Here is a 12,965-nt window from a genome sequence, read left to right as displayed (position 1 = left end):
GTGAGGGGTGCACCCGTGCACCGACGCCCACAATCGTCGCCGACGACCAATCCCGGCCGTCGCGGTCCGGTTACTCCTGGCGGTCGAGGCTGACGGTGAAGCTGGTGCCGACGCTCTGGCCGATGGCGACCTCGCCCGTCCAGCCGTTGCCGGAGACGCTGTAGACCTGTCCGGTCGAGCCGTCGCCGGTCGACTGGGTGATCTCGTAGCCGGCGGCCGGCAGCTCGGCGGAGAAGAACGCCGAGACGTCCTCGACGGACCCGTCGGCCTGGAAGATCGCAACGACGTCACGACCCGCCCCTCCCGCACCGCCCTGCGCCTCGGCACCCTGGGGGAGGGGGAAGTCCGCGGGGAAGTCCGCAGGCAGGCCCTGGCCGACGCTGACCTGCCCGTCGGGGCCGTCCACGGTGATCTGGTCGCCGTCGAGGTCGATGGAGATCCCTTCCTCCTCCAGCGCCTGGTTGGCGATGTTCTCCGCGACGTCCTGGGCGCTGCAGGCAGCGGCCAGCAACATCACCGCCAGCAGGAGGGCGGCACGGCCCATCGACGCACGCGACCGCCCGGACCCGGATCTGGCTGACTGCACACGAACCTTCATGGTGGTGGTTCCCCTCGACTGGCGGACAGCCGTGCGACCTTCGTGCACGGCACGGACACCGGCGATTGTCTGCCGCGCCAGTCCCACCGTCCACCCGCTGTCACCGTTTCACGAGGACTCCCCCGGGGCACCGGCAGGGTGGTCAGGTTGACGCATGCGGAGGCAGTGCGTAAGGTCTGACCAGTCAAGAGGTTTACATAAGTATAACCCTCTACTTGAGGGTTAGGGTTCGATCGACACGGTCACACCCACCATGCCCACCACGGATCGCCCCCCATCGGGGAGTGGCCCGCGAGGGGTCTTCCCCCATGTTGAAGTGAACAGCTGCGCCGGCAGAGCGCAGGGAAATGACAAGGAGACACGTTCGTGGCCGCACCACAGAACTACCTGGCCGTCATCAAGGTGGTCGGGATCGGAGGCGGCGGAGTAAACGCCGTCAACCGCATGATCGAAGCGGGCCTGAAGGGCGTGGAGTTCATCGCGGTGAACACCGACGCCCAGGCCCTGCTGATGTCCGACGCCGACGTCAAGCTCGACGTCGGCCGTGAGCTGACGCGTGGACTCGGCGCCGGTTCGGACCCCGAGGTGGGCGAGAAGGCCGCCGAGGAGCACCGCGACGAGATCGAGGAGGTCCTCAAGGGGGCCGACATGGTCTTCGTCACGGCAGGCGAAGGTGGTGGCACCGGAACCGGTGGCGCACCGATCGTTGCCGACATCGCCAAGTCGCTCGGCGCCCTCACCATCGGTGTGGTCACCCGGCCGTTCTCCTTCGAGGGCCGTCGCCGCGCCATGCAGGCCGAGCACGGTGTGGACCGTCTGGCCGCCGCGGTCGACACCCTCATCGTCATCCCCAACGACCGGCTGCTGGAGATCTCCGACACCGAGACCTCGATGCTGGAGGCGTTCCGCCTGGCCGACGACGTGCTGCTGCACGGTGTGCAGGGCATCACCGACCTGATCACGACCCCGGGTCTGATCAACACCGACTTCGCCGACGTGTCCACCGTCATGCGTGACGCCGGCTCGGCCACGATGGGCGTCGGCAAGGCGCGCGGCGAGGGTCGTGCACGGCAGGCCGCCGAGATGGCGATCTCCTCGCCCCTGCTCGAGGCCTCCATGGACGGTGCGCGCGGCGTGCTGCTGACCATCGCCGGTGGCTCCGACCTGGGCCTGCACGAGGTCAACGAGGCCGCTGCGGCGGTCCAGGACCACGCCGACCCCGAGGGCAACATCATCTTCGGTACCGTCATCGACGACTCCCTCGGCGACGAGGTCAAGGTCACCGTCATCGCTGCGGGGTTCAACGACTCGCCGACCTCGGCCCAGGAGAAGGCGCCGACCCAGATGTCGGCACAGGCGGCCAACGTCACGCCCCTGCGTCCGACGCGCGAGCCGTCCCGTCCCGACTTCGGCCGCACCGTGCGGGTGGACAGCCCGCCGCCGCTGCCGTCGATCCTCGACGACGACGATGACGACGAAGACGTCTTCCGCTCGCCGGCGGCGTCGGACCGTCCGGCCGACGACGACGGTGACGACGACCTCGACATCCCCTCGTTCCTGCGCCGCTGACCCGACTGACGACGTGAACGCCCCTCGAACCGCGACGGGCGCGGTCCCGGCGAGCGCCGCGGCGCCGCCCACCGTCCCCCGAACCGGGCTGATGCCCGGGCGGTCGGACGTGCGCTACGGGTTCTCCACCCGTGCGCACGGCACCACCTCCGACACCGTCGGCCAGGGAGACCCGGTGGCGGCTCGGCGCGCGCTCGTGGCCGAGATCGGCCACCCCGACGTGCCGGTCGCCCTGATGCGACAGGTCCACGGCCGCACGGTTGCAACGGTCGGCGAGGACGCCGGAGCGGGCTCCGCTCCCGACCGCCGGCCGGAGGCCGACGGGCTGGTGACCACCAGTCCGGCAACGGCGCTCGGCGTGTTCGTTGCGGACTGCGTTCCCGTCCTCCTGTCGGCCGGCGACGCCATCGGTGCGGTCCATGCAGGCAGGGGAGGGGTGGCGCTGGACGTCGTGGGGGAGGCCATCGAGGTGCTTCTCGCCGACGGACACGCGTCCGCGGACCAGGTCGCTGCCGTGATCGGACCGGCCATCGGCCCCTGCTGCTACGAGGTACCGGCCGACATGGCCGCCGACGTGGTGGAGGCCACGGGCCTGCCGAACGCGCGCGCACGGACGTCCTGGGGTACTCCGTCCCTTGACCTCCCCGGTGCGGTGGGCGATCAGCTGCTGGCCCGGGGCGTCACCCGGATCAACCGCGCCGGCGGCTGCACCAGGTGCGAGGCCGACACGTGGTTCAGCCACCGGGCCACGACCATGGACGCAACGACCTTTCCCGCCGGACGACAGATCGGCGTGATCGTGCGGGAGGACGCATGAGCGAGATGTCGACGACCATCGCCGCGCGCCTCGAACACGTGAGGCGCACGATCGCCGAGGCCGCGGAACGCGCCGGCCGCTCCACCAGCGGGATCACCCTCGTCGCGGTCTCCAAGACGTTCGACGACGACGCGGTTCGCGCCGCGCGCGACGCCGGGCAGGTCGACTTCGGCGAGAGCCGGGCGAAGGCACTCGCAGCGCGCCACGACGCCGACCCGGCGCTCGGGGTTCGCTGGCACTTCGTCGGCCGACTCCAGCGCAACAAGGTGAGCCTGGTCGCCGGTACCGCGACGCTGATCCACTCCGTGGACTCCATGCGGCTGGCCGAGGCCATCGCCACCGAGGCCCGCGACCACCAGCGGGTCCAGCGCGTCCTGGTCCAGGTCAACGCCGGTGAGGACCCCGACAAGGCGGGCTTCTCCATCGACGAGGCACCCACGGCGATCGCGCGCATCCGCGAGATCCCCGGTATCTCCGTGCAGGGGGTCATGACGATTCCCGCCCTCGGGGCGGACCCCCGTCCCGCCTTCGTGCGGCTGCGCACCCTGCGCGACGAGCTGCGCGAGTCCTTCCCCGAGATCGTGCACCTGTCCATGGGCATGAGCGGGGACTACGAGCTGGCGGTGGAGGAGGGGGCAACCCTCGTCCGCCTCGGCACCGCGATCTTCGGTCCGCGCGACGGCTGACCGCCCGGACGGGCGGGGCACCTCGCCGGTCCACCAGTACAACCGAACTACCGTGGCCACACCGGCCACGACCGCCCCCTGGGGGGCATGGAAGGGAGCAACAGATGGCGTCCAACGGATGGAAGCGCGCGATGCACTTCCTCGGCCTGGTCGAGGAGTACGACGACGACTACAACGACATGCCCACGGCCGAGCCGATGGGTGCGCCGCCCCTGAGCGCCGAACCGCCGGCAGCGCCGCGGTCCGAGCCGTCCAACGTGCGACGGATCCCGACCGCCGGGTCGATGGACGACGACATGGCCCCCGCCGGCATGGGTGCGTCCGGGATGGGTGCGTCGGGCACGGGGCCGGCATCCTCGCCCGCCCCGGTCGCACCGACCGGCACGGTCAACGTCCTGGGCGGCCCCCGGGCCGAGGACCCGCCGGCGCCGAGTGGCCCTCGTGTCGCCGACCACGTCCACATCACCAGCCCCACCACGTTCAACGACGTGGAGGAGGTCGGGGAGAACTTCCGCGACCGGGTGCCGGTGCTGATGAACCTGCAGGGCGCCAGCGAGACCGTCGCCAAGCGGCTCCTCGACTTCGCCTCGGGCCTCATCTACGGCCTCGACGGGCGCATCGAGCGCAAGGGCGACCGCATCTTCCTGCTGACCCCGGCCGACGTGGAGATCTCCGCTGGCGAGCTGTCACGGTTGCAGGATCGTGGCCTGACGTCGTGACGCCACCTACGGTGGGGCCATGCTGATCATCTGCTGGGCGCTCACCGCGTTCTGGGTCCTGCTCATCGTCCGGGTGATCTTCTCGTGGATTCCCCGTCCACCGGACCCGCTGCTGGTCGTCAACGACGTGGCCGTCAGGGCCACGGACTGGGCTGTCGCCCCCCTCCGCAACGCGATCCCGCCCATGCGAATGGGAGCGGTTGCGCTGGATCTGAGCATCCTCGTGCTTTTCTTTGGGGTGAACATCCTCCAGGCCATCCTCTGCTGACCGGCCCTGGGGCGCGAGTGATCGCGAGGACGCCAACGGAGCTGCCATGAGCTTGTCACCCGACGACATCGAACGTCAGGTATTCGCCACCGAGTTCCGCGGCTACGACCGCGAGGACGTCGACACCTTCCTTGATCGGGTGGCCGACACCCTCGAGGAGCTGCGCCGCGAACGCGAGGGGCTGCTGGCGCGCCTGAACGACGCCGAGCGCCACGCCGCGGACGCGCGCGCACAGGCCGACGAACGGGTGGCCGCCGCCGCGGACCGGGTGCAGCAGGCCGAGTCCGCTGCGAACGCCCGCGTGGCGCAGGTCGAGTCGGCAGCAAGCGATGCGCTCGAGGCCGAGAAGATGCTGAAGCGGACGCTCATCACCGCGCAGCGCACGGCCGACGCGACCGTGCACGAAGCCCAGGCCCTGGCCGAGCGCACCGTGTCCGCCGCGAAGGAAGAGGCGTCTGCGACCCTCGCCGGTGCCAGGAGCGAGGCCGAGGGACTGCGCACGCGCACCCGTGAGGAGGCCGAACGGCTGCTGCACGACGCCCGGGCGGCCGCGGCTGCCGAACGGGCCGAAGCCAACCGGGAGGCCGACCGCGTCCGCAGCGAGGCCGAGGCCGAGGCACAACGCCTCGTCGAGACCGCACGGGCCGAGGCCAACCAGACCACCGAGGAAGCACGGGGCGTGGCCGAGCAGGCTGTTGCCGACGCGCGTGCCGAAGCCGAGCGCACCCGCTCCGACGCCGGGACCGAGGCCGAACGACTGATCGCCGAGGCCGACGCGCGTGCCCGGGCGACCGTGTCGGATGCCGAGTCCTCCGCCGCCGCGATGACCGCCCGGGCCGAGGCCCGTGCATCGGAGCTGCTGGCCGATGCCTCCCGCCAGGTCGGCGAGGCCCGGTCCGAGGCTGCGGCGGTCCTCGACGACGCGATGCGCACGGCGGAGAAGCTCGCCGAGCAGCGCACCGCCTACGCCCGGGTCATCACCGACGCGATGTCGAGCCAGATGGCGGAGATCGAGCGGCTGGGGGCCCTGCCGGCGGTGCCGGAGGAGATGCTGACGACCATCGACCGGTTGCGGTCGAGCCGCACCGACGACACCGGATCGGCGGAGGGTTCCGAGCTCGAGCACGTCGAGTCCGAGCAGGTCGAGTCCGAACAGGCCGAGTCCGAGCAGGTCGAGTCCGACCGGGCCGAGTCCGAGCGGCAGGAGTCCCAGCCGGAGGACACCGAGCCAGACGACGCCGAGCCAGACGACGCCCAGCCAGACGACGCCGAGCCGGATGACGGGTCCCAGCAGGACGTCACGGGGTCGGAGGAGGACGAGGCCCCGAGCTCGTCCGGTCCGCCACCTGCGGAGCCCCTCCTGGCCCTCGACGTCGTCGATGACGGGCCGGGCGATGACGCCGCATCAGCCGATGACCACCCGCGCCTGCGGGTCGTCGGCGACGACATCGGCAGCACCAGCGGCCGCCGCGGCAGCTCGTCCACGAGCAGCCAGATCGACCTGGTCCACCTCCTGCGTGCCCCCCACCGGGACTGAACCGAGGGCCTCGGACGACCGGACCCCGGACCTGTCCGGGCGTCGGCGATCGAGGCAGTACGCTCGGGCTCGTTCCGCATCCGTTCGTTCGCGGCCGAAGGCCAACGCGTGATCCTCATCAGCCTCATCCTCGTCCTCGTCTCAGCCGTCAGCCTGCTGATCGGCGGTCTGTTCTCCGAGGAGCTCGACCTCATCTACGTCTCCATCGCGGCCGCGTTGGCTGCGGGGGTGTTCCTGCTGGTCGGCGTGCTCCGCGGCAACCGGCGACCCAAGCCCGTCCGTGCCGCAGCACCCACGACGACCTCCGGTGACGATGCGCCGGCCGCCACGTGGAAGGGTGCCGGGTGGAGCGGCAACGGGCAAGACGCCCTGTCGCGTGACGAGGACGTCACCACCGACCTGAGCGGGGCCTCCGCAACGCCGCCCGCGGTGCAGGACTCGGCACCCCCGGCGCCCGCGGCGCCGCCTGCGGCAACCCCACCGGTGTCCACACCTCCGCCGGCCCCCGCACCTCCACCCGTCGCGCCGCCCACGTCCGCGCCGGCAGCCCCCAAGGGCGGCGGCTGGGCACCCCCCGGTGCGAGCCCCCGACCGGCATCCTCCTCCGGGCCGACGCGTCCGGCCGCAACACCGCCGCCGCCACCTCCACCTCCCGCCTAGGTCTGCATCCTCCCGCGTAGGGTTGCCCTCGCGGGGGCCTCAGCCGTCGGTGCCCTCGCGGACCAGCACCGCCGCGTCGGCCAGCACTCTGGCGGGCAGCCCGACGACGCCCCCCACGGCGAGCAGGTCGTCCACGACGAAGTCGACGTCGAGGAGGGCGTTGGCGGTGTCGGGGTTCGCCATGCCTGCCGATGGATCGACCAGCAGCAGGCTGCCACCGAGCGCGGCCACCGCCGGCCCTGCCGCCAACGCGTCGGGATAGTCCGCGCTCGTGGCCATCGCGACCCGGTCGACGTCGACGCCGTCGGCGCGGGCGGCAACGAACACCATCGCGGAGGTCGCCAAGCGGCTGCCCCCGCCGATCCGACGGATCGCGTCCGCGTGGGACGACGCGTGCTGCGCCACCGCCTCCGACACGGCCGCCGTTCCGCCGACGAGGATGACCTCCGCACGTCCGTCGAGGGCCGCGGCCGTCTCCTCGGGCAGGACATCGGCCTCCGTCAGCAGCACCGGGATGCCTTGCGTCGCGGCCCAGGCACCCACGGCCAACGCGTCGGCCCACGGCGCCCGGTCGGCCGGCCCCGCACCCCTGGCGAGGAAGGCGCGGTTCCCACCCACCTCCTCGGCGGCCGCGGCAGCCGTCTGGAACCTCGTCTCCCCGGCGATGCGCCGCACGGTCTCCACGGTCTCCACCGTCGCAGCCGTCGCCTCCACACGTCGGGCAAGGGCTGCGGGGCCGCCCATCAGCACCACCTCCTCCACGCCCAGGCGGGTCAGCTCGTCGACGACCACCGTCGGAAGGTCAGCCGGCGGGGTCAGCAGCACCGGGCCGCCGAGGCGACCGGCCAGCGCCGTGGCGGCGAGCGCGTCGGCGTAGCCAGCGGCCGTCGCGACGACCGCGGCCGGGGCACCGTCGGGAAACGCCTCGGTCGACAGGGCGACCGCGGTTGCGACCCGGTCGCTGCCGGCCGCCCGGGACGTCGCCACGGGGCAGTCCGGGAAGGGGTCGCCCACACGCGGCCCGCCGGGGACGGCCGGCAGCAGCATGCCGGCCCAGGCCAGCGCGGCAGCAGCAACGTCCTCGACGGGGCCGGCGACACCCGGCTCGTCGGCGGAGGGTTGTGTGACGTCCCCGGCGGTGTCGAGCATGCGGTCGGGGACCGCGCCCCGGTCCTCTCCGTGCCAGCCGCAGCCCAGCTGCTCGGCCAGGAGGACCTGCTGCGGCGTCCCGGCCGTGCCTGCCCAGGTCTCGTCGGGCTCCGATCCCAGCAGCGCGCGGTGGGCGGAGATCCCCTGCGCGGTGGCCACCGGGGTCGGGGACAACCCCGGTGCGGGTGCGAAGCCCCCCGTGGGGCTGCTGGAGGCGCGCAGGAACGGCTCGACGTCGAACGGCACCTCGATGCCGGCAGCCGCCGCGGCCTGTGCGGCAAGGGCGGTGAACGACATGTCGGGCACGAGCAGCTCACAGGTTCCCGTCGACCGAGCGGGGGCGCTGCGGTACAGCGGCCACCCACCGGACGGGCACTGCTGCTCGATCAGCCATCGCTGCTGGGCCTCCGTGGCCTGGACACCTGCTGCTCGCAACGCCAGCAACCCGAGGCTGTGGGTGGTCACCGGCTCCTGCAGCAGCGACGACGAGCCGATCAGCCCCTCGTCGACGCCGCTGGACTGGGTTCGAGCTTGCAGGGCCGCGACGAGGTCGAGGTCATCGGGCCCGACCACGAGCGGTGCGCTCCGCGCGACGCCAACGACGATGGCCATCGCCAGCTCACCGGTATCCACCTCGTCGAGTGGCCGGTCCGTCATCGCCGAGGAGATCGCGGCGGTGGCCCGCCCGGCCGCCGTCTCGCCGACCCCGCCGGCCAGCATGCCGAGGACCGCCCAACCGGCGGGGCGCACGTCCGTGGCGGTGTTGGTGCCTCGTGGGGACCCGCTGGCGGTGATCTGTCGGGCCAGCCACCCGCCGGCCAGGGCCGCCGCGTCCTGTCCGGTCGTCGCGGGCGTTGGGTCGGCCGAGGCCGGGCTGATGCCGGTCGACCACACGCACGCCATCACCAGGAGGGCGGTGAGCACCCCGCGGGCACGCGCACGCACGCCGATCGTCCCGCACGAGGCGAGGCGACCCGGTCGAGGACTGCGCCGCGGGCCCATCGGGGCGGAGCCTAGGTGTGGACGGGGGGTGCGGTTGGTCGGGTGTGCCCGCCGCCCAGGTGCTTGGCCTCGCGACCGGCAACGCGGGCGGCTCGCTCCATGGGATGGCGTGCGTAGCCGTAGCGGACCAGCAGGTACCAGTAGACCGGTCCCATGAGCGGGCCCAGCCGCTCCGCCTGGCGGGTGTGCACCAGCTCGTGGGCCATCAGGGCGTCCGACGGCTGGTGCCGGGCCAGGACCACGTGCCCCAGGGTCGTGGCGGCGAACCCTCCTCGGTGGAGCGCGAAGCAGACCGGTCCGCGGACGGGGGAGAAGACGACCACGCCATCGCGCAGGGTCGGCCTCGCGCCGCTCAGCAGGCCGACGACCAGCCCCACCAGCGTCGAGGGGAACGCCCACAGGATGGCCACGACCTGCAGGGGCCGGTTCCGGATCGCCTTGGGGACCCAACCCGCCAGGTCGACGACCCACTCGGGTTCCTCCGGACGTGCCACCAGGCGTGCGTCGGCGATCCGGTCGGTGCCCCTGGGCACCCGGGGGAGGGGGATCGCCGAACCGGTGCGGTCGTTGGGTTCGTTGAGCTCCTTGCGGCTCCACACGACCCCGGCGACCAGGCCGAGGAAGCCGGCCAGGAACAGGGTTCGGCGGAGCAGGGTGCGTGCAGTCATCGGTTGACCTCGATACGAATGCGGGCGGCGTGTCCGCCGACCTCGACGAACGCCCCGCCGGAGGCGGCGCCGTCGGTGATGTCGGTTGCCAGGGTCTCGCGGCAGATGGTCTCGCGGTGGTCGGCCACCGCCTGCTCGAGCTGACCGTCGATGGCCAGCTCGAGCCGGATCCGGTCCGACAGCTGGAGGTCCAGCTGCTTTCGCTGGTCGTTGATGGTCCGGATCAGCTCGCGGGCCAGGCCCTCACGACGCAGGACGTCGTCGACGGTCAGGTCCAGCGCCACCGACACGCCGCCCTCGGTGGCCACCGTCCAGCCCTCCCGGGACTCCTCCACGACCTGGATCATCGACGGGTCGACGGTGACCGGTGTGCCGTCGGCCAGCATCAGGTCGACGGACTGCCCGGCGCGCACTGCCGCGACGACCGGATCGGGATCGGCGGAGGTGATGGCGGCGGCGACGTCGGGGGTCTGCTTGCCGAACACGCGGCCGAGGTCGCGGAAGCTGGCCTTGAGCTGGTAGCTGACGGTGTCGCCGCCCTCGCTCAGCTCGATCGCCTTGAGGTTGAGCTCGTCGGCGACCACACCGGCAACACGGTCCCACCCATCGGTGTCGGGCAGGGTGACCAGCGCCCGGGGGAGGGGCTGACGCACCCCGATCTGGGCCTCGTTGCGGGCCCGCAGCCCGAGGGTGACGACCTGCCGGGCCGCAGCCATGGCGCGTCGGAGGTCGGCGTCGTCGGCTGTCGTGTCGGGCACGGGGAAGTCCAGCAGGTGGACGCTGTCCGGCGCGTCGGCGTCGACGGTGCACACCAGGTTGTCGTACAGCGACTCGGCGACGAAGGGGGTGAAGGGGGCCAGCAGCGCCGACAGCGTCACGAGGCACTCGTGCAGGGTGGCGAAGGCCGCGTCCTTGTCCGCCGACGTGCCCGCTGCCCAGAACCGCGACCGGGTCCGACGGATGTACCAGTTGGACAGGCCGTCGACGAAGTCCTCCAGCGCACGACCGGCGGTGGTGGCGTCGAACGCCTCCAGCCCCTCGTCCACGGTCGTGATCAGCTGGGCGAGCTCGGACAGGATCCAGCGGTCCATGACCGGCCGTTCGGCAACCGGCGGGGCGGGCCGTGCGTCGGGGGTCCACCCGTCGATCCGGGCGTAGGTGACGAAGAAGTAGTAGCTGTTCCACAGCGTCAGGAAGAACCGACGGACGACGTCCTCGACGGGTCCGTGCCCGACCCGACGGTTGATCCACGGGGATCCATCGGTCAGCAGCAGCCAGCGGAGCGGGTCGGCGCCGTGCCGGTCGACGATCTCCCACGGCGAGATGATGTTGCCCAGGGACTTCGACATCTTCTTGCCGTCGGCGTCGACGATGTGCCCGAGGCACAGGACGGTCCGGTAGCTGTTCTGCTCGAACAGCAGCGTGGACTCGGCCATCAGCGAGTAGAACCAGCCGCGGGTCTGGTCGATGGCCTCGCAGATGTAGTCGGCCGGGAAGCGTTCGCTGAACGTCTGCTCCGACCCCTCGGCGTAGGGATAGCCGAACTGGGCGAACGGCATCGCACCGGAGTCGTACCAGGCGTCGATCACGTCGGGCACGCGGGTCATCGTGCCGCCGCAGGGGCCGTCGCCGGTGTCGCGCCGGCACTCGAAGGTGATGTCGTCGATGTAGGGCCGGTGGGGGTCCAGCGCCGACAGGTCCGAACCGGCGAGATCGCCGAGCTCGGCTCGGGAGCCGACGCAGATGGTGTCCTCACAGCCGTCGCAGCGCCACACCGGCAGCGGGGTACCCCAGTAGCGGGACCGTGACAGCGCCCAGTCGATGTTGTTGGACAACCAGTCGCCGTAGCGGCCGTCGCGGATGTGCTCGGGATGCCAGTCGACCTCGGCGTTGACGGCCAGCAGCTTGTCCTTGTACTGCGACGTGGCGACGTACCAGGACGGCTTGGCGTAGTACAGCAGCGGGTTCTTGCACCGCCAGCAGAAGGGATAGGTGTGGGTGTAGGTCTCGGCCCTGATCAGCAGGCCGGCCTCGCGGAGCGCCTCGATGATCCCCGCGTCGGCGTCCTTGACGAACAGGCCCGCCCATGGCGTGACCCGTTCGGTGAACCGTCCCTCGAGGTCGACGGGGTTGACGACCTCGACGCCCTCGCGCTGGCCGATGGCGTAGTCGTCAGCGCCGAACGCGGGCGCCATGTGCACGAGCCCGGTGCCGTCGCTGGTGGTGACGAAGTCGGCGGTGGTGACGTAGTGGGCCCGGCCCTCGGGGACGACGTAGTCGAAGGGGGCACGGTAGGGCTGGCCGATCAGCTCCTGCACGGCGACATCGCGGTGGATCGTGGCGCCCTCGCCCAGGACCGCCTCGACCAGGTCACGGGCGATGACCACGGGGTAGGCATCACCGTCGCCCTGCGCCAGCACGTAGGCGACGTCCTCGCCGACGGCCACCAGCGTGTTGGAGATCAGCGTCCACGGTGTCGTCGTCCACACGGCCAGCGACGCCCCCGCCTCGGCCAGGGCTCCGTCGGTGAGGGGGAAACGGACGTACACCGACGGGTCCTCGGCCTGGTCGTAGCCCTGGGCGACCTCGTGGTCCGAGAGCGAGGTCCCGCAGCGCCCGCAGTACGGCAGGACCTTGTGGCCCTCGTAGAGCAGCCCGGCGTCCCACAGCTGCTTGAGGCTCCACCAGACGCTCTCCACGTAGGAGGTGTCCATCGTCCAGTAGGCGTCGTCGGTGTCGACCCAGAACGCGATGCGCTCCGTCAGGCGGGTCCACTCGTCGACGTAGGTCTCCACCGACTCGCGGCACAGCGCGTTGAACGCCTCGACGCCGTAGTCCTCGATCTCCTGCTTGTGGGTGAAGCCGAGCTTCTTCTCGATCTCCAGCTCCACCGGGATGCCGTGGCAGTCCCAGCCGGCCTTGCGGGGCACCCGGTAGCCCTTCATCGTGCGGTAGCGGGGGAAGATGTCCTTGAAGACCCGCGCCTCGACGTGGTGCACGCCTGGCCTGCCGTTGGCGGTCGGTGGCCCCTCGTTGAAGGAGAACAGCGGCCCGTCGGCGCGTGCCTCGAGGGACGCCTGGAAGGTCTGGTGGTCCTTCCAGCGCTGCAGGACGGCAGTTTCCATGCCCGGGAAATCGGGCTGCTGATCGACGGGGGAGAACACTGCTCGGCTTTCTCGGGGGGACATGCGTCGTGCGAGGGGAGAGCGTAGCCGCGATGGCGGCCGCAGCGGGTTGCCCACCGGGCGGGTACGCAGGACGATGCCGACATGAACCCAACCCCCGGTGCGCG

11 protein-coding genes are annotated in these 12,965 nt (G+C 71.8%); 7 read left to right on the top strand and 4 right to left on the bottom strand.

Annotation, left to right across the window (positions count from 1 at the left end):
* Positions 1-70: 70 nt before the first annotated feature.
* Complete coding sequence (locus DVS28_RS14515) at positions 71-598, bottom strand: hypothetical protein (RefSeq protein WP_216826047.1); 528 nt, start codon at positions 596-598, stop codon at positions 71-73.
* Between the two features lie 366 nt (positions 599-964).
* On the opposite strand from DVS28_RS14515, the gene ftsZ reads away from it, so the two are divergent.
* The 7 genes from ftsZ (at position 965) to DVS28_RS28450 (ending at position 6,854) form a co-directional block, all read left to right on the top strand.
* Positions 965-2,167 (top strand): cell division protein FtsZ, encoded by a 1,203-nt coding sequence (gene ftsZ / locus DVS28_RS14510; protein ID WP_114592088.1) that lies wholly within the window; start codon positions 965-967, stop codon positions 2,165-2,167.
* Between the two features lie 13 nt (positions 2,168-2,180).
* Positions 2,181-2,984, top strand: coding sequence for a purine nucleoside phosphorylase YfiH/LACC1 family protein (locus DVS28_RS14505; RefSeq protein WP_164710556.1), 804 nt, complete (start codon positions 2,181-2,183; stop codon positions 2,982-2,984).
* Positions 2,981-3,670, top strand: coding sequence for a YggS family pyridoxal phosphate-dependent enzyme (locus tag DVS28_RS14500; protein ID WP_114592086.1), 690 nt, complete (start codon positions 2,981-2,983; stop codon positions 3,668-3,670). The genes DVS28_RS14505 and DVS28_RS14500 overlap by 4 nt, the downstream gene beginning before the upstream one ends.
* A gap of 104 nt (positions 3,671-3,774) precedes the next feature.
* A complete protein-coding gene (locus DVS28_RS14495) occupies positions 3,775-4,389 on the top strand; it encodes a cell division protein SepF (RefSeq protein WP_114592085.1) in 615 nt (204 codons plus the stop codon).
* A 19-nt stretch (positions 4,390-4,408) separates the two neighbouring features.
* Complete coding sequence (locus DVS28_RS14490; protein ID WP_108668168.1) at positions 4,409-4,657, top strand: YggT family protein; 249 nt, start codon at positions 4,409-4,411, stop codon at positions 4,655-4,657.
* A gap of 46 nt (positions 4,658-4,703) precedes the next feature.
* Positions 4,704-6,194 carry a DivIVA domain-containing protein gene (locus DVS28_RS14485; protein WP_114592084.1) on the top strand — a complete coding sequence of 497 codons (1,491 nt, stop codon included), beginning with the start codon at positions 4,704-4,706 and terminating at the stop codon, positions 6,192-6,194.
* Positions 6,195-6,302: 108 nt separating this feature from the next.
* Complete coding sequence (locus DVS28_RS28450) at positions 6,303-6,854, top strand: hypothetical protein (protein ID WP_164710555.1); 552 nt, start codon at positions 6,303-6,305, stop codon at positions 6,852-6,854.
* A gap of 39 nt (positions 6,855-6,893) precedes the next feature.
* Here DVS28_RS28450 and DVS28_RS14475 read toward each other — a convergent pair whose 3' ends face one another.
* The 3 genes from DVS28_RS14475 to ileS form a co-directional block, all read right to left on the bottom strand.
* Positions 6,894-8,948, bottom strand: a complete 2,055-nt coding sequence (locus tag DVS28_RS14475) for a cell wall-binding repeat-containing protein (protein WP_164710554.1) — start codon at positions 8,946-8,948, stop codon at positions 6,894-6,896.
* Positions 8,949-9,016: 68 nt separating this feature from the next.
* Positions 9,017-9,673, bottom strand: coding sequence for a hypothetical protein (locus DVS28_RS29230; RefSeq protein WP_216826046.1), 657 nt, complete (start codon positions 9,671-9,673; stop codon positions 9,017-9,019).
* Positions 9,670-12,861 (bottom strand): isoleucine--tRNA ligase, encoded by a 3,192-nt coding sequence (gene ileS / locus DVS28_RS14465; RefSeq protein ID WP_281273476.1) that lies wholly within the window; start codon positions 12,859-12,861, stop codon positions 9,670-9,672. Before ileS ends, DVS28_RS29230 begins: the two co-directional genes overlap by 4 nt.
* Between the last annotated feature and the right edge of the window lie 104 nt (positions 12,862-12,965).

It is taken from the genome of Euzebya pacifica (assembly GCF_003344865.1).
GTDB lineage: Bacteria > Actinomycetota > Nitriliruptoria > Euzebyales > Euzebyaceae > Euzebya > Euzebya pacifica.
Note: the sequence above shows the minus strand (reverse complement) of the source record. Positions and strands in the feature narration are given on the sequence as shown.